Origin of the sequence: Fodinicurvata sediminis DSM 21159 (genome assembly GCF_000420625.1) — a bacterium.
Lineage (GTDB): Bacteria > Pseudomonadota > Alphaproteobacteria > Kiloniellales > DSM-21159 > Fodinicurvata > Fodinicurvata sediminis.
Genome location: NZ_ATVH01000018.1, coordinates 23460 through 40154, shown reverse-complemented (window position 1 = coordinate 40154; position 16695 = coordinate 23460). Strand labels below are relative to the sequence as shown.

Annotated in this window: 18 protein-coding genes and 1 other RNA gene; 12 read left to right on the top strand and 7 right to left on the bottom strand. The window is 59.5% G+C overall.

What is annotated here, in order from left to right:
- Nucleotides 1–15 precede the first annotated feature (15 nt).
- The 3 genes from ssrS to G502_RS0115330 all read right to left on the bottom strand — a co-directional run bounded on the left by ssrS (nucleotide 16) and on the right by G502_RS0115330 (nucleotide 864).
- A non-coding RNA gene (ssrS, locus tag G502_RS22090) (6S RNA) lies at nucleotides 16–174 on the bottom strand.
- A gap of 37 nt (nucleotides 175–211) precedes the next feature.
- On the bottom strand, nucleotides 212–556 hold the full coding sequence (locus tag G502_RS0115335) for a cell division protein ZapA (RefSeq protein WP_022729562.1): 345 nt from the start codon (nucleotides 554–556) through the stop codon (nucleotides 212–214).
- Nucleotides 556–864, bottom strand: coding sequence for a hypothetical protein (locus G502_RS0115330; RefSeq protein ID WP_022729561.1), 309 nt, complete (start codon nucleotides 862–864; stop codon nucleotides 556–558). The genes G502_RS0115335 and G502_RS0115330 overlap by 1 nt, the downstream gene beginning before the upstream one ends.
- Before the next feature lie 299 nt (nucleotides 865–1163).
- Here G502_RS0115330 and tkt point away from each other — a divergent pair, with 299 nt between their 5' ends.
- From tkt to G502_RS0115305, 5 genes are all read left to right on the top strand, one after another.
- Nucleotides 1164–3176 carry a transketolase gene (gene tkt, locus G502_RS0115325; protein WP_022729560.1) on the top strand — a complete coding sequence of 671 codons (2013 nt, stop codon included), beginning with the start codon at nucleotides 1164–1166 and terminating at the stop codon, nucleotides 3174–3176.
- 38 nt (nucleotides 3177–3214) lie between these two features.
- Entirely contained in the window at nucleotides 3215–4222 is a 1008-nt protein-coding gene (gap, locus tag G502_RS0115320) for a type I glyceraldehyde-3-phosphate dehydrogenase (protein WP_022729559.1), read from the top strand.
- 61 nt (nucleotides 4223–4283) lie between these two features.
- Complete coding sequence (locus tag G502_RS0115315; RefSeq protein WP_022729558.1) at nucleotides 4284–4706, top strand: hypothetical protein; 423 nt, start codon at nucleotides 4284–4286, stop codon at nucleotides 4704–4706.
- Nucleotides 4707–4849: 143 nt separating this feature from the next.
- Nucleotides 4850–5770 (top strand): class I fructose-bisphosphate aldolase, encoded by a 921-nt coding sequence (locus G502_RS0115310; RefSeq protein ID WP_022729557.1) that lies wholly within the window; start codon nucleotides 4850–4852, stop codon nucleotides 5768–5770.
- A 14-nt stretch (nucleotides 5771–5784) separates the two neighbouring features.
- The gene (locus G502_RS0115305) at nucleotides 5785–6402 is read left to right on the top strand and encodes a thiamine phosphate synthase (protein WP_022729556.1); all 618 of its coding nucleotides are present in this window, start codon (nucleotides 5785–5787) and stop codon (nucleotides 6400–6402) included.
- 37 nt (nucleotides 6403–6439) lie between these two features.
- Here G502_RS0115305 and parA read toward each other — a convergent pair whose 3' ends face one another.
- Entirely contained in the window at nucleotides 6440–7087 is a 648-nt protein-coding gene (gene parA / locus G502_RS0115300; protein WP_022729555.1) for a ParA family partition ATPase, read from the bottom strand.
- A 125-nt stretch (nucleotides 7088–7212) separates the two neighbouring features.
- Between parA and G502_RS0115295 the strand changes: the two genes are divergently transcribed.
- The 7 genes from G502_RS0115295 (at nucleotide 7213) to G502_RS20620 (ending at nucleotide 13838) form a co-directional block, all read left to right on the top strand.
- Complete coding sequence (locus G502_RS0115295) at nucleotides 7213–8172, top strand: L-threonylcarbamoyladenylate synthase (RefSeq protein WP_022729554.1); 960 nt, start codon at nucleotides 7213–7215, stop codon at nucleotides 8170–8172.
- Nucleotides 8173–8356: 184 nt separating this feature from the next.
- On the top strand, nucleotides 8357–8803 hold the full coding sequence (locus G502_RS0115290) for a hypothetical protein (protein WP_022729553.1): 447 nt from the start codon (nucleotides 8357–8359) through the stop codon (nucleotides 8801–8803).
- A gap of 21 nt (nucleotides 8804–8824) precedes the next feature.
- A complete protein-coding gene (gene mdoH, locus G502_RS0115285; RefSeq protein WP_022729552.1) occupies nucleotides 8825–10864 on the top strand; it encodes a glucans biosynthesis glucosyltransferase MdoH in 2040 nt (679 codons plus the stop codon).
- Nucleotides 10865–10950: 86 nt separating this feature from the next.
- A complete protein-coding gene (locus G502_RS20625) occupies nucleotides 10951–11727 on the top strand; it encodes a CDP-alcohol phosphatidyltransferase family protein (protein WP_022729551.1) in 777 nt (258 codons plus the stop codon).
- Nucleotides 11715–12320: a YceI family protein gene (locus G502_RS0115275; RefSeq protein ID WP_022729550.1), complete on the top strand. Its 606-nt coding sequence runs from the start codon at nucleotides 11715–11717 to the stop codon at nucleotides 12318–12320. Before G502_RS20625 ends, G502_RS0115275 begins: the two co-directional genes overlap by 13 nt.
- Nucleotides 12321–12351: 31 nt before the next feature.
- Nucleotides 12352–13137, top strand: a complete 786-nt coding sequence (locus tag G502_RS0115270) for an FkbM family methyltransferase (RefSeq protein ID WP_162140992.1) — start codon at nucleotides 12352–12354, stop codon at nucleotides 13135–13137.
- Entirely contained in the window at nucleotides 13134–13838 is a 705-nt protein-coding gene (locus G502_RS20620) for a RibD family protein (protein WP_245560778.1), read from the top strand. The genes G502_RS0115270 and G502_RS20620 overlap by 4 nt, the downstream gene beginning before the upstream one ends.
- Here the strand turns inward: G502_RS20620 and G502_RS20615 are convergent.
- From G502_RS20615 to G502_RS0115250, 3 genes are read right to left on the bottom strand one after another with little or no spacing between them, the layout of a single operon-like run.
- Nucleotides 13790–14749, bottom strand: coding sequence for a lysylphosphatidylglycerol synthase transmembrane domain-containing protein (locus G502_RS20615; protein WP_022729547.1), 960 nt, complete (start codon nucleotides 14747–14749; stop codon nucleotides 13790–13792). The two genes, G502_RS20620 and G502_RS20615, sit on opposite strands and share 49 nt — an antisense overlap.
- Nucleotides 14749–15624 carry a small ribosomal subunit Rsm22 family protein gene (locus G502_RS20610; protein WP_022729546.1) on the bottom strand — a complete coding sequence of 292 codons (876 nt, stop codon included), beginning with the start codon at nucleotides 15622–15624 and terminating at the stop codon, nucleotides 14749–14751. The genes G502_RS20615 and G502_RS20610 overlap by 1 nt, the downstream gene beginning before the upstream one ends.
- Nucleotides 15621–16691 carry a glycosyltransferase family 4 protein gene (locus G502_RS0115250; protein WP_022729545.1) on the bottom strand — a complete coding sequence of 357 codons (1071 nt, stop codon included), beginning with the start codon at nucleotides 16689–16691 and terminating at the stop codon, nucleotides 15621–15623. Before G502_RS0115250 ends, G502_RS20610 begins: the two co-directional genes overlap by 4 nt.
- Between the last annotated feature and the right edge of the window lie 4 nt (nucleotides 16692–16695).

The following is a 16695-nucleotide window of genomic DNA, read 5'->3' as shown; positions in this document are numbered from 1 at the left end:
GGTGAGTGATGGAAAGGGTGTGCCGCGAAGCCGTTGGTTACTGATCATCCTCTGTGGCCTGTCGTCGACAGGTGGGTGCCGTAGTACCGAGACCACGATCCCGGCAGGGACAGCTCCCTAGAGGTGATTATTGGCCCCAGGGATCGAAGAACCTGACGCACTCCGCAGCACGTACCCCAGCAAAGACGTATTGCTTTGCCCTCTTCTGTATCTAGACGTCGCGATGCCGCGCGACAAGGGTTTCGATATGATCGGCAACGGCACCCAGCAATTCCGCTTGGGATTCATCCTCGCTAGCACCGTCGGCAGGACTTGACGTTGAGCTAGTCGTCGCGGCCTCGCCCGAACCATTGGCCCGCAGCCCGCGCATCTCGTCCACCATGAGAAGCCCGGCGAGAAGCAGCAAGCGCGCCTCACCAGGCTGCCCGACAGAGCGCACCAACTGCTGCACACGACCATCCAGTTCTGCGGCGAGCTCCTGTAATTGGCTTTCCTGCCCATCATCGCAAGTCACATCGTAGTTGCGACCATTCACGGTCAAGGTCACCTGTGCCATCAGCCCTTGTCCTCCAGGGTTTCCTGCAGGCGCTTGGTCACGCCGTCCACTTTCTCCGACGCCTGCTCCAACCTGTACCTTAGGTCCTTGTTCTCGCTTTTGGCAGCTTCCAGGGCCTCGCTAAGTTCAGTTATCTTCGAGGACTTCTGCTCGATCAGGCTCTCCAGGCTTTCAAGCGCCTGCTCAAGCCGCCTGGCGGCATCGTCCAGCGTTGCATCCGCCGTACCCTCCGGCGCGTCTTCACTCTCCGTTGCTGCTTCACTCTCCGCTGCTGCTTCGGAGGAGATGGGGCTTTCGTTCGAGGACATTTCACTCGCCATTATATTATCGATGGAAAACAGTTGAATTTAGGCTTCGCCAGGCAGTGGGGTCAACAAGCGGCCAGCCAAGCCGGTCACAAAGGATCATAAAGACCCGGCACAAGCCGGTTTCAGACGGTACAAAACGGCAGCTTGTCGGTTGACCCTTTCCGGCGCCGGCGGCATTGTGCATCGCATCAAGGGCATTCAGGCGGCTATTGCGTGACGCACCCTGTCACTTGCGCTTGGGGTATGTCTGAAAGTGTCCGGATAACTCTTTGATGTTCAAACAAAGATGGAATTCTGAAATGAGCGCTGCGCGCGAAAACGAAGCGGCCCAGGCCGTGGGCAAGGTTGGTCACAACAACATGGCCAACGCCATCCGGGCCTTGTCCATGGATGCCGTTCAGAAAGCCAAGTCCGGTCATCCCGGCATGCCCATGGGCATGGCTGATGTCGCAACGGTCCTGTTCACACGCTACTTGAAGTTTGACCCTGCGCGCCCTGATTGGCCAGATCGGGATCGTTTCGTCCTCTCCGCCGGTCATGGCTCGATGCTGCTCTATTCGCTGCTCCATCTGACCGGATACGCCGATATGACGCTGGACGAATTGAAGTCCTTCCGCCAACTCGGCGCCCGCACCGCCGGCCATCCCGAGTTCGGGCACGCCTCGGGTATCGAGACGACGACGGGACCGCTAGGGCAGGGTCTTGGCAATGCCGTGGGCATGGCCCTTGCGGAACGCCTGCTGGCCCGGAAGTTCGGCGAAGAGCTCGTGAATCATCACACCTACGTCATTGCCGGTGACGGCTGCCTTATGGAGGGAATCAGCCATGAAGCCGGTTCCCTGGCAGGACATCTGAAACTCTCGCGCCTCATCGTGCTTTTCGATGACAACGGCATCTCCATTGATGGACCGACATCGCTTTCCTGTTCCGATGATCACCTGAAACGTTTCGAATCCTATGGCTGGCACTGCCAGCGGGTGGACGGACACGATCCGGAAGCCGTAGCCGCCGCCATCGAAGCTGCAAAGGACAGTGACGCCCCTTCCCTGATCGCTTGCAAGACGGTGATCGGCTTCGGTGCACCGAACAAGGAGGGCACCGCTGCCACACACGGCGCACCCCTGGGTGACGAAGAGATCGCAGCTGCACGTGAAAAGCTTGGCTGGCCCCACGGCAACTTCGAGGTTCCGCAGGACATCCTTCAGGCCTGGCGTACGGTTGGACAGAAGGGCAGCGAACTCTCCCGTCAATGGGACGAACGCCTGTCCAAGGCCGACGAATCCCTGCGTCAGGAATTCCAGCGCCGCATGGCGGGTGAGCTGCCCGAAGGTCTGGATGGGCTGATAGCCGCGTTCAAGAAGAACATCATCTCCGAGCAGCCCAAGCTGGCCACGCGCGTCTCTTCGAACCAGGTCCTCGACGCGCTGGCAGAGACCATGCCGGAACTGCTGGGCGGTTCGGCCGATCTGACCGGTTCCAACAACACCAAGGCCAAGACCCAGGAACCTGTATCCGCACCAGATTATGACGGCAGTTATGTCTATTACGGTGTGCGCGAACATGGCATGGCCGCGGCCATGAATGGCATCGCCTTGCATGGAGGTCTGGTTCCTTATGGCGGCACCTTCCTGGTGTTCACCGACTATTGCCGGCCCTCGATCCGCCTGTCGGCGCTGATGAAGCAGCGGGTCGTCTATGTCATGACCCATGACTCCATCGGTCTGGGCGAAGACGGGCCGACCCACCAGCCGGTCGAGCATCTCGCCGCACTTCGGGCCATGCCGAACGTCAAGGTGCTGCGTCCGGCCGATACGGTTGAAACCGCCGAATGCTGGGAAATGGCTCTGCGCTCCCAGGATGGCCCCTCGGTTCTAGCACTCAGCCGACAGGGGCTGCCGACCGTGCGCAAGGAAGGTACCGACAACTGGTCCGCACTGGGGGCCTATATCCTGTCCCCGGCCCATGGCGACCGTCAGGCAACCCTGATTGCCAGCGGCTCGGAAGTGCACCTGGCCCTGGAAGCGCAACAGCAATTGCGGGATCTCGGTATCTCGACCGCTGTCGTTTCCATGCCTTGTTGGGAGGTTTTCCTTGAACAGCCGCCGCATTACCGTGACGAGGTGATGGGCCCCGGTTCGCTGCCGGTCGTGATCGAGGCCGCTTCCTATTTTGGTTGGGAACGCTGGGCCGGACTGGACGGAATTTTCATTGGCATGCGTGGTTTCGGAGCCTCCGCCCCCGCAGGCGATCTATACAACCACTTCGGCATCACGACCGAAGCCATTGTCTCGGCTGTTCGCAACGGCCTGTGACCCTATACACATAACAGGATAAGCTGGAGGATAGGCGTATGACTCTTCGTGTCGGTATCAATGGTTTCGGACGGATTGGCCGTCTGGTTCTACGCGCAGCTCTGGAATCGGGGCGCAAGGACCTGGAATTTGTCGCCATCAATGACTTGGGGACGGCAGAGTCCAATGCGCACCTCCTGAAGTATGATTCGGTGCATGGCCGCTTCCCGGGGATCGTGACAGCCAAGGATGACGCCATCGAGATCGACGGCCACAGGATAAAGGTTCTGGCCGAGCGTGCTCCAGCCAACCTGCCATGGGGCGACCTGGGCGTTGATATTGTCCTGGAGTGCACAGGTCTGTTCGCCAGCCGTGACAAGGCTGCCGCGCATCTGAAAGGTGGCGCCAAGAAGGTACTCATCTCCGCACCGGCCGGCGACGCCGACCTGACTGTCGTCTATGGCGTCAACCATGACCAGTTGAGTGCCGAGCACGAAGTCGTTTCCAACGCGTCCTGCACCACCAACTGCCTGGCACCCGTTGCCTATGTCCTGAACAAGGCTGTTGGGATCGACCGCGGTTTCATGACCACGATCCATGCCTACACCGGCGATCAGAAGACCGTGGACACGCTGCACAAGGATCCGCACCGTGCCCGCGCCGCAGCCATGTCCATGATCCCGACCTCCACCGGAGCCGCACGTGCGGTCGGCCTGGTCCTGCCGGAGCTCAAGGGCAAGCTGGACGGCGTCGCCATTCGCGTTCCGACCCCGAACGTCAGCCTGGTGGACCTGAAGTTCGATGCCCCACGGGACGTGACGGCCGAGGAAATCAACGACGCTATCCGCACGGCAGCAGCCGGAGAGTTGAAAGGCGTTCTCGAAACCTCGGACGAGCCTCTGGTTTCCGTGGACTTCAATCACAACCCTGCCAGTTCCACCTTCGATCTGAACGGGACCCAGGTGATCGACAAGCGCCTGGTCCGTGTCATGTCCTGGTATGACAACGAGTGGGGCTTCTCCAGCCGCATGAGCGACACCGCCGTTGCCATGGGCAAGCTGCTCTGATTGCGGCCTCTTGAGGCGGCGAGCTGGCCTGCCGCCTCCAAGACCGTAAGGCGGATCCGTGATGACCGCTGCTGACCTGCCCTTGGCGCTTGAAGTCGCATCGCTGCGCACAGCGACCATTGCCGCGCAAGAGGCGGCTCGGCGCAAACAGCAGGTCTTTCTGCTCTCCACACCCGACGCGGCTGCACAAGGCGGCAGTCTCTGGTTCATCGAAATCGTTCGACAAACGACGGCGGATGTTCCGGAAGCAGAAGTCCTTATGGCCCTGGATTGCGGGGATGCGGCCGGTTACACGCTGGAAGCCCTGCACAATGGCGCTACTGGAGTGGTTTTCCGGGGACTGACACCAGCCCGTCACCAACTGCGACAGCTTTCCGAGCAGTACGGCGCACTTTTCCTCACGGAACGCCCCCGAAGCCTGTTTCTCGACGAGGAGCCCGACCCTGTGGCCGCGTGCCGGACATGGTTCTGGTTCCAGGAATGACCGATCTGCTTCCAGTCAGCAGGCTGTCTGGAATTGCATTCCCCGGGGGGCTTCGTTATTCAGAAGTCCGGTTATCAATCCGGGCGACAGGTATGCTTCCCTGGTCTTGTTGTCCGCTGCATGGAAGATGGTGAGGAAAGATCATGAGGCTGACACAGCGCGTCAAACGCATTCTGGCGAACTACGAGAGCGACAATCCAGGGACCAAGTCCAATCTGGCCCGTATCCTGATGCACGGGAAACTGGGGGGAAGCGGAAAACTTTTGATTCTGCCGGTGGACCAGGGTTTCGAGCACGGTCCGGCGCGCAGCTTTGCCCCAAATCCCGATGCCTATGACCCGCACTATCATTACCAGCTTGCGGTAGATGCCGGCCTGAACGCCTATGCTGCACCACTGGGAATGATCGAAGCCGGCGCCGACAGTTTTGCCGGAGCCATCCCCACAATCCTTAAGGTCAACAGTTCCAACAGCCATGCCACCACCAAGGACCAGGCGATCACCGGCAGTGTCGGCGATGCCCTGCGCCTTGGCTGCTCGGCCATTGGTTTCACCATCTATCCCGGATCAGACGAAGCCTTCGAGATGATGGAGGAAATCCGGGAGATGGCCGAGGAAGCAAAATCCGTCGGCTTGGCTGTCGTGATCTGGTCCTATCCGCGCGGTGGCAAGCTGTCCAAGGAAGGCGAAACGGCCATTGACGTCACGGCCTATGCGGCACACATGGCAGCGCTGCTGGGCGCGCACATCATCAAGGTGAAGCCGCCCACCGAGCACATCGAGCAGGATGATGCTCGCAAGGTTTACGAGAAGCAGAAGGTCGACATCTCCAACCTGTCTGCCCGCATTTCCCATGTCATGCAGTCCAGCTTCAACAATCGCCGCATCGTCGTGTTTTCGGGTGGCGGTGCCAAAAGTACCGACGACATGCTGAACGAGATCCGGGCTCTGCGCGATGGCGGTGCCAACGGGTCCATTATCGGACGCAACACCTTCCAGCGTCCGCGCAAGGAGGCTTTGGAAATGTTGGATACGATCATCAAGATCTACCAGAACAAAGCCTGAGCAGGAGCAGCCGGATGCGCTGCCGCCTTTATCTGGTTACGCCGCCCGCGTTCCTTGCGGGCGGCGTCGAGATTCCTGACGCCTGCTCGCAATTGGAAAGGGCACTGTCTGGCGGTGATGTGGCCGCCGTCTTGTTGCATTCCGACGAGAATGGCCCCCCACTGTTCCGAGAAGCCCTGGAAGCCTTGGTGTCGATCATACAGAAAGCCGAAGCGGCAGCGGTTCTGGAGGGCGATCCCAGCCTGGCCATCGAAACCGACTGCGATGGCGTCCAGATAACCGCAGATCCGAATAACCAGCGCACACTGCGGCGCAAGCTAGGTGACGACAGGATTCTGGGAATTGACTGCGGCCCCTCGCGGCATGCTGCAATGGAAGCCGGTGAACTCTCGGCGGACTACGTCATGCTTGCCTCCAGCGACGCTGATCTTATCGCCTGGTGGGCAGAATTGATGGAGGTGCCTTCGGTCGCAGGTGGCGTGGATAATCTGGAGGCTGCCTCCGCGGCCGCAAGGGCCGGGGCTGACTTCATCGCAGTTGGCGAAGCGATCTGGCAACACACTGATGGGCCGGAGGCGGCCGTTGCCGCTTTCAACAGCCTGCTGGACGAAGAGGCCGGCGAAGCAAGCTGAGACCTATTGATCGGATCTGATACGGCAGGTCCGTTCGTTACTTTGTCTTTCGCGCGTGTCGCAGAATCTCTCGACTAAGACTGGCCATTTCCTGAGCGGCCTTGCCTTTTGGCTGAACTTCTCCAACGGAACGTCCTTCGGAAAGAGCAGACGCGAAAATTACGCGATTGCCGATCCTGCTCTTGGCCACATCGGCACCAAGGTCCTTCAAAGCGTTCAGCATTTCCTCCGTCAGGCGTGCCCGCGGGGGAACCCGGTTCAAGACCGCAAGTGCAGGTGTGCCTTCTGCCTTTGCAAGTTCCAGTGTGGGACGCGTAGCCCAGATATCCATGGGGGACGGCTGGACAGGCACAATAACCAAGTCTGCGCTGCGAACAGCAATGCGTGCTTCGGTTTCTGCATGGGGCGGCGAATCGATCAGGACCACATCATGGTCTTCCGCCAGCTTCTGGACCTCGTTGCGCAGGCGCCAGCCATTGATCTGGTTGACCAGCAGGCCGGCTCCGGCATCTCCCAGCAAGGCCTGGCGCTGATGGTACCAGTAAGTCAGGGATTGCTGAGGGTCGATATCCACAACGGCCACCTTGCGCTTTCCCGAAGTCAGGGCCACCGCGAGGTGGGCTGCCAGAGTCGTCTTGCCTGCGCCGCCTTTTTGCTGTGCAACAGTGATAATATGCGCTGTCATCGGGAAACCTGTCCTATTCCAAGAGGTGAATTGTTGCACATGCGAAGACTGCGCGGAAGAGGATAAGGCGTTGACGCTCCGGGCAAAGCCAACAATCCTGCGCCAACCTCGGTACGTTAAACATCATGACACTTCATCTTTCGAACAGCCCCCAGGATATCGCAAAGGCGGCAGAGCTGCTTCAGCAAGGCGAACTGGTGTCCTTTGCCACCGAAACCGTCTATGGCCTTGGTGGAAATGCCCGCGACGATCAGGCCGTGGCAGGCATTTTCGAGGCCAAGGGGCGCCCCAGGTTCAATCCACTGATCGTACACTTCCCGGATCGGCAGGCCGCGGCCCAGGAAGTCTTGTTCTCGCCAATGGCCCTCGAGCTTGCGGAGGCCTTCTGGCCCGGTCCCCTGACGTTGGTCCTGCCGCGACGGGAGGACAGCCGGATATCCCTGCTTTGCTCGGCCGGACTCGATACCCTGGCCGTTCGGGTCCCGGCGCCTGAAACAGCTAGAACCCTTCTCAGAATGGCTGACTGTCCCGTTGCAGCCCCAAGCGCGAACAGGGCCGGCAAGATAAGTCCGACCCGGGCCGAACATGTCATGGACGAACTTTCCAGACGCATTGCGGCCGTCCTGGATGACGGCGCCTGCACGATTGGGGTCGAATCGACTGTCGTTTCCCTGGCTGATGAAAGGCCGTCCTTGCTGCGGCCCGGAGGCCTGGCGCGCGAAGAACTCGAGAACCTCCTGGGCGCCCCCTTGGAACTGCCGGTTGCAGATAGTCCGGTGGCTTCTCCCGGCATGCTCAGGAGTCACTATGCCCCTCAAGCGATCCTGCGTCTGAACGCGACCTCTGTTGGAGCTGAAGAGGCTTATCTGGCTTTTGGAAGTGAGCCCGAAGATAAAGGGAAAGCCTGTTTCAACCTGAGCCCTGCGGGCGACCTGCGGGAAGCGGCCGCGAACCTCTTTGCAGCACTCAGGGAACTGGACCGCTCCGGTATTTCAATGATCGCGGTGGCGCCCATCCCCGACACGGGATTGGGCCAGGCGATCAACGACCGTTTGCAGCGCGCCGCCGCACCACGTGTCACCTGAATCATTGGTGGTACCGCCAATCCATCCGTCTGGGTCCAAAAATTGTCTCCGATCCTGCCAGCCACCTGATCTGGAAAGTTGCAGCAAGCGTATTAGCTAAGAATCCGTGAATTCAGGATTTTGCACCCCTGCATGGTTGAAGCAGGACTTTTTGACAGGCCAAGGCCGGAGTCCAGATCAGAAAATGAAGCGAACATCATTCGATTACGAACTTGCCAGTCAGGCAAGACGATACCTACAGCAACTGGGTCTGCATGACGAAAGCCGCCTCGAAAACCTGTCGCGTCAGGTGGCATGGAAATTCGGCTCCCTGCAGGCGCTGCGCAAGGCTGTGGCTGGTTGGGTCGAGGATACTTGTTACCTGAAGCTGCCACGGGATGAAGCGGGTCTATCCATGGCCGAAGCTGCAATTCTGCTCAGCGATATTGCCGCAAGGGATCCGGAGCGTTTCCTGTCGCGCAGTGAACGTCCTGCGCGTGCATTGGTCGACGAGTTGCGCCTTTCCCTGCCCAGCGCGGTTCCGCAAGAACAACAGTCAGCCATGCCCACCCAGTCCCTGGAGCCTGTCTCCGTATCAGACTGGTTGGACAGACCATTCGGGACACCGAGACCAGCCACAGCGAACAACTGATCCAGAAGGATCTTTCAGGTCATGACCAGCGCCACTTCATATCGCAATTCGCGCCTGCCCCTGTCAGCGCGCATGTCGATCATGATTGCAAGCCTGGTGATGACAGGACTGGGTAGCTGGATATTCCTGAATCTGATCCAGGAGCAGGCTTCACCAGCAGCAAGCGCGACCCTGCTCTTGCTTTTCACGCTTCTGCTGTTCTGGATCACCCTGTCCTTCTGGACCAGCCTCGCAGGGTTTGCCTCCCTTGCCACCGGCCGTTCTGGAACTGGCTTGTCGCCACCTGACACCAGTCAGCCATTGCGCAGCCGCACTGCCATACTGATCCCCGTCTATAACGAAGACCCCAACCCCGTCTACGCCAACCTGGCGGCCATGTATGAAGATCTGGCCCGCAGCCCACAGGGGCGACAGTTCGACTTCTTCGTCCTCAGTGACACCACCGAACCACGCCTTTGGATTGCTGAAGAAGCCGCCTGGTACATGGTGCGGCGCCTGCTGAAGGGGGGCGGGCAGATCCACTATCGCAAGCGATTGTCCAACAGCGGACGCAAGGCGGGCAATATTGCCGAATTCTGCCAGCGCTGGGGCCATCATTACGACTATATGGTCGTGCTTGATGCCGACAGCTTGATGTCGGCCAACACACTCCTGCAGATGGTGCGCCGGATGGATGCCAATCCACGTGCCGGCCTCATGCAGGTACCCCCCGTCCTCATAAACCGTCACAGCCTCTTCGCCCGCATACAGCAGTTTTCCAGCGCATTGGCCACACCGATCCTTGCGCACGGCCTGGCACTCTTCAGCCGCAGCGAGGGGAATTTCTGGGGGCACAATGCCATCATAAGGGTTCGCGCCTTCACGGAGAGCTGTGGCTTGCCGGAGTTGTCAGGCCGCAAGCCCTTTGGCGGGACGGTTCTCAGTCACGATTTCGTTGAAGCCGCCTTACTGCGTCGCGCCGGCTGGCAGGTCTGGATGCTGCCGGATCTGGAGGGTAGCTACGAGGAGCCACCGCCCTCCATCATGGACCATGCGCTGCGTGACCGCCGATGGTGCCAGGGGAACCTGCAGCACCTTAAGGTCCTGCCCGCCAAGGGTCTGCACTGGGTCAGCCGCTTCCACCTGCTCCAAGGTATCTTTTCCTATATCGCTTCGCCACTCTGGCTAGGCTTTCTGGTACTTGGGCTCGGAGCTGCACTGCAGGGTGACGGACAGGGGCTTTCCGGATCTTCATTGTCCGCAGTTGGATTGGCGTCAAGCGAGCTCATGACTGTCCTGATTGGCCTTATCCTGATCATGCTCTTCACGCCGCGCCTGCTGGGACTGGCCTGGGTGCTTCGAACTGCCATCTCGGCCCAGGCCTACGGTGGACGCACAAGGGCCCTGTTGAGCCTGGGGCTTGAAATGCTGTTCTCAGCCCTGCTGGCCCCCATGATGATGATCCTGCACAGCCGCTTCATCCTGGAGGTCCTGTTGGGCCGCGACAGTGGCTGGAACCCTCAGCAGCGAAACGAGATGCAACCCGTTCCGTTGCGTCAGGCTTTCAAGGCCTGTCGCCTGCAGCTCTTTGTCGGCATGCTCGCGGCTGCAGCTCTGCTTGCCTTGCCGCTACAGGTCGCCTACTGGTTTTCACCGATCTTGGCTGGATTGCTGCTTGCGCCTTTATTGACCTGGCTGACATCGCATCCGATTGCAGGACGAATCAGCCACCAACTGAGTCTCTTCCGCAGTCCGGCCGAAATCCACCCGGAACAGGTTGTCCTGCGCGCCAGGGAGCTCGCCGCCCACCCGCTTGTCTCGCCTCCGGAAAGCGCTTTGCAGGCCTTGAGTCAGGATCAGAAGCTATGTTTCCTGCACAAGGCCGTGTTGGCAGCCACAGTGCGGGAACAACCGGACAAGACAGTCCTGAACCGTGCACTGCAAAAATACAGCGCAGGTGAAGAACTGGAACGGCAAGAGGAGAATGCCTTCCTCTCCAGTCCCGAGGCATTGCAGCTTCTTTTCGCTCCCATGAGAGAATTGACGGAGAATGCAGCCAACCGGATGGCACAGGCAGCATGACTCCCCTCGACAACCGGAAAATCTGAAACAGATTATTATCTATGGCCGGTGCACGAATCCAGCCACCTGGTCAGAAAGCAGTTACAATGGCGGATTTCGACAATCCCACCCTGCAACAGGGTCAAGAACTGAAGGTATTGCGCCAGAGTAGCCTGGTGTGGCTGCTTGCCGGCGCTGTGTGCCTGGTGCTTGGCCAGAGCCTACTTAATCTCCTGTTTGGCATTCCGGCGGGAGGCCTGGTCCTGTCCGCCACCCTCTACCTTGGCATTGCCTGCAGTGTCTGGTTGGGCCTGGCAGCGCACCTGCCCCAGCGTAGCTTCGGTCTGGCAAATGGCATCACCCTCCTACGTGCCGTCTTGACCTGTCTGCTGGCCGGCCTGGTTGCCCTGACAGAGCCTGAACGCCTTGGGTGGCTGCCCCTTGCCGCAGCACTCACCATCCTGTTGCTTGACGGACTGGATGGTTGGGCGGCGCGCAGAACAGGCCAGGCCTCGGCCTTCGGTGCACGTTTTGACATCGAGATGGACAGCCTCCTCGTCCTCCTGCTCTGTGCCACTGTGCTGTTGATGGACAAGGCCGGGCCGTGGGTCCTGCTGGCCGGCGGCCTGCGTTACCTTTTTCTGGCTGGCACGGGACTGCTGCCATGGATGAAAGGCACCCTGCCCGAAAGCTTCAGGCGGAAAGCGCTCTACGTCGTATCGACATGCGGTGTTACCCTTGCACTCGCACCCGTTGTAACAGCACCCTTCAGTCATGTGATCGCCGCCGTTGCCGTCGCCGGTCTTGTGATCTCATTCATGATCGACATCTCATGGCTTTACAGGAACACCCAAAAGGAAAGGACACCCAAATGGAAACCCTGACGAGAGCAACCCTGCCTGCCACAGCAATGGCCGCCTTTGCTGCCACCGCTGCTTTCAGCCTGGAAGCCCTGGCTGCACCCGAGGAATACAAGCTGGATCCGGCGCACACCTATGTGATCTTCAAGGTGGACCATGTCGGCTACAATCAGGCCATCGGCCGCTTCAACGAAGTCGACGGCAGCTTTGTCTTCGATGAGGAAGAACCCAGCATCTCAGACCTGAAGGTGTCCATCCAGGCGGACTCCGTGGACACCAATCACGATGAACGGGACGAGCATCTGCGAGGCGGCGATTTTCTGGATGTGGAGAATTATCCCGAGATCACCTTCGTGATGACCGGTTCGGAACAGATTGACGAACAAACAGGCACCATCACGGGCGACCTGACAATCCTGGATACAACCCGGGAGGTCACTCTGGACGTAACCTGGAACGCCAGTGAACCCTATCCTTTCGGCGACAACTACGTGACCGGCGCTTCTGCCAGCACCAGCATTGATCGCAGTGATTTTGGAATGAACTACGGGATCGAAGGCGGAATGATCGGCGACAGCATCGATATCGAAATCGAAATCGAGGCAATCCGACAATAATTACAACTCCGGTGAAGCAGGCAAGTCCGTGGTGCTGCAGCGCTTAACGCGCCTTACGGGCTTCCTGCGCTCGCTGGCGATCTATCTTGCCCGCCCTGGACGACTGAAACGTGAAACGGCACTTCTGGAATCTCTGATTAAGGCAGGTGACCTCTGTTTCGATATCGGCGCCCATGCCGGCAACCGAACAAGAAGCTTGGCTCATTTGGGAGCACAGGTGGTCGCTCTGGAACCTCAGCCGCCTTTTGCACGTTTTCTCTCCTGGTACTTTCGCAACCAGGTGTCTGTTACAGTGATTCCTTGGGCTGTTGGCGCAAACCTAGGAGAAGTGGAACTGAATATCAGTCCCCGCACGCCAACCACGACAACTGCCTCCAAGGCGTTCGTACAAGCCGCAACGCACAATGATGGCTTTCGCCAGGTTCGCTGGACAGAGCGCCTGATCGTCCCCCAGACGACACTGGACCAATTGATCACCCAGCATGGCCAGCCACGTTTCTGCAAGATCGACGTCGAGGGATATGAAGCCGAAGTGCTCGAAGGCCTATCGGTTCCTCTGACAATCCTCTCCATAGAGTATCTCGGCCAAACCCCACAGCCTGCCATAAAGGCACTGACGCGGCTGCAGGAACTGGCCGACTATCGCTACAATGCTTCTCCCGGTGAAAGCATGACGTTCCACTTTGCATCTTGGCTGTCTGCAACGGAAATGACGGCCTGGCTGGACGCCGGCGCCGAAGGTCAATCCTTCGGTGATATCTATGCCGTGCGGTCGAGCGAAACGGCTCTGCTCGAGACCTTACAAAGACCTGAATGATGACCCTGCCCTTCGCCCCACCCCCCGACCATTTGGCGGAACTCTACGCACCACTGGAACAATCAGGCTCATGGGTAACGGGGCATCTAGGCCAGAGCCTGGACGGACGTATTGCAACACTCAGCGGCGCGTCCTGCTATGTAACGGCCGCCGAGAATCTGGATCACCTGCACCGCATGCGGGCCTTGGCGGATGCCATTGTGGTAGGGGCCGGAACGGTCGAACACGATAATCCGCGCCTGACCGTGCGGCGTGTCGAGGGCCCCAACCCCTTGCGGGTGATACTTGACCCGAACGGGCGCCTGGAAGCTTCACATGGCGTCTTCACGGACGGGTTGGCGGAAACGCTTCTCGTCAGCGGTGTTTCGGATCATGCCGTCTCCACTGCCTGTGCCCAGACAGTGTTCCTGCCCAAAGCATCAGGGGCGCGGCACTTCCGTCCTGCTGACGTCATTACCCTTTTGCATGAGCGCGATCTCAGGCGCCTGTTCATTGAAGGTGGTGGAATTACGGTTTCACGTTTCCTGCAGACCGATTGCCTGGACAGGCTTCATATCTGCATCGCACCGGTCATCATCGGTGAGGGTATACGCGGCATAGACCTGCCCGGCTGCGAGCACATGGACCAAGCCCTGCGCCCGCCGACCCGACACTATGAGATGGGCGCGGACGTCTTGTTCGATCTGGACCTCCGCTCCTGAAGCCGTCCGGCGGCATCGAGCAAAAGCACGAGCACACCCGGCAAGGCGCCCAGCAGGACCAGAAGACCATAGCCGATAGAAACAGCGAGGCCTTCTTCGATGGAATGCCCGGTCATCCCCCACAACCCCACGGTGGCAGCCTCGCGCAACCCCCAGCCGGCTATCGTGAAGGGAATGGCCATCGACAGAAGGACAAGCGGCACGGCTGTTATCAGGAACAGTGGCGCCAACTGGACCTGCAGGGCACGTGCACTGCACGCAAAGACAAGCACATAACTGCCCAGGATCAGAAGTGACAGCAGCAGCTGCTTTTCCCATACCCCCCGCACCAGCAAGGCAGTCCGCAGCTCCATGAGGAAAACCCTGAGGCTGTGAAACAATGGAACATGCCTGGCCTGGAAAGGTAGAATCACCAGAAGGGCAAGGATCGTCAGCAACAGGGTTCCTGCCACCAGATTCCATGGTTCCGGAACCCACAGGTAAGCTCCGACCGCCGCAAAGGGCAACAAGGCCAGATAGCCGGCACCCCGCTCGATCATGACGATCCTCAGGCTTGGCAAGAATCCGGTGCGCATCTGTTTCTCATGGCCATTGCGACCGTGACGCCAGGCACGGAACACATCGCCGCCAACGCCTCCCGGCAACAGCTGATTCAGTAATGTGCCCAGGAAATACTCCCTGATCGACCAGAACCGTGGGATCACGATTCCCACATGGTGGGCCGTCAGGCGCCAACGCAGGGCAGACAGCACAACCTGCCCACTGGCGAGCAGCACGCCTGCAATCATCCAGCCTATATGCAGGTCACCCAGGCGTGCCAAGGCCTGCTCGCCATCGACCCGCAGCCACAAGAAGATCAGGAGACCCGGCGTCACGATCCAGGGAAGAATCTTCTGGGCAACGCGGAGCATCACGGCAAGTATCCTTTCGGCACGGCAAGGATGTCTTCATGGCCGATGATCAAATGGCTCTGACCCCGGTCCAGGCTAGCCATACGTTGCGCAAGCCAGCCATCCACCTGCCCCGGCGCGTCACTGAGTTCCGAGGCGGCATTGGCTATGCCCTTGAGCAGTTCCTGCTGCAGTCGCTCCTCTTCGATGCTCAGGTGCCAGGGGCTTTCATCAAGGCGGCACTCAAAGCCATAGGACGTCAGGATTTCTCTTGAACGTCGTGGTGCCTGCCCCCCCAGAGCCGGCCCGAACCCCTTGTTCCCACTCTGGTGGCGATTGAACAGCTCCGTGATCTTACTGTCCGCTTCCAGCGCGGGCCGAAACTGCATAGACCCATTGTAATTCAAGGGGAAATACAACACGGCTCCGCCGCTTGAGTCGGCCAACTGTTCCAGCCATTTGGCGGAAACCAGGTCCAGAAGCGCCGCCCCTGTGACCAGATCTGCCCTGGACATTCCCTCGGACAACGTGCTCGACAGGTCCTGCTGGATCATCGACACCTCTGCTGTCCAGTTTTCCGTGGCCAACGAAAGTCCAGCTCTGGCTTCCCGAACCTCTCCGCCGGACTCGATACACCAGTCCACGAGTCGCTCAGAGGCGAGCTTGAGCAACTGGGCATCATGATCCAGCAGGAACCAGCGCTGCATACCGCCAAGTATGGGGGCCAACGCACGCAAATTGGCGCCCGTCCCGGCCCCCAGATCATGGATCACGCATTCTTCAGCAGATAGCGAAGCAAGAATGCTGGCAAGATGCTTCTGAAGCGGAACACTGCGGGCTGCCAGGTCCACCGGCTCCCGCAGATCCAGCCAATCGGCATTGAAGTGCCCACTCATTTCTCTGCTCTATCCTGATTCGGTTCGAGCAGGAGTAGAAACCGATCTATGGCCTTGTCCCAGCGCGGCAAGGTTTCCCTTGCCTCCAGGGCACCCCGTCGCAAAGAGGAAACATAGCCCTCATCGCTCAATATCCTGCCCAGGGCCAGCCTCAAGTCGGCCAGATCACCCGGTTCAACAAAAAGGCCGCAATTGTCAGGCAGGGTTTCCACGATGCCGGCCGACTTCGGCGCCACGATCGGCAGTCCGCGCGCAAGGGCTTCAGCAAAAACCATCCCGTACCCTTCCATCAGGGACGGCAGAACGAAGACATCCGCTTCCTGGTAGCACCTGTCCAGTTCGACAGGATCAAGCTCACCCGTCACGACCACGCGGTCCTCAATCCCCAGATTGCGTACCCCCTTCAGCACTTCTGAGGCATAAGCCTTGTCTCGCTGATCGGAGCCGGCCAAAGTCAATTTCCAGTTGTCTACCGGCTGCAATAATGCCAGGGCTTCCAGAAGCTGCAGCTGGTTCTTCCGGGGGGTCAGAGTCGCGACGGCAAGCAGGTTGCAACAGCCTCCTTTTCCTCCAGAGGCTGGTTTCTGATGCTCTGTTCCCGGCAGAATGACCTGCAAGCGCGGTTCAGGAACCTGGTAGTCGGAATGGAGCTCCCGCGCCGTTGCGGGCCCGGTCACCACCACATGATCTGCGAAAGCCAGTGCCTGTTGTTCGCTGAAGTGAAGCCGCTCACGTTGCGTTCGCGTCAAGCCCGTTTCCCTGGCAAGCGGATGATGGACCAGCGCAATCAATCGTCGGCCCTGTGCCAGTAGTGAAGCCAAGCGCTCGGAAAAGGCGCCGAATGCAAGACCATCGATGACAACTGGCTCTCCCGAAGGCAGGCGTGAAATGGTTTCCTCTGCACGGGCCAGGGCTTCAAGGTTGGGAAAGGGGAAATCTGCGCTCAGGCTTGTGAGGCGTACATCCAGACCTCGTTCTCTGAGGCCATTCATGATCTGCCTGTCATAGTGATAACCACCTGTCCGGGTCTCCGGATCGCCGGGAATCACAAAGCAAACACAGGCCATGGCG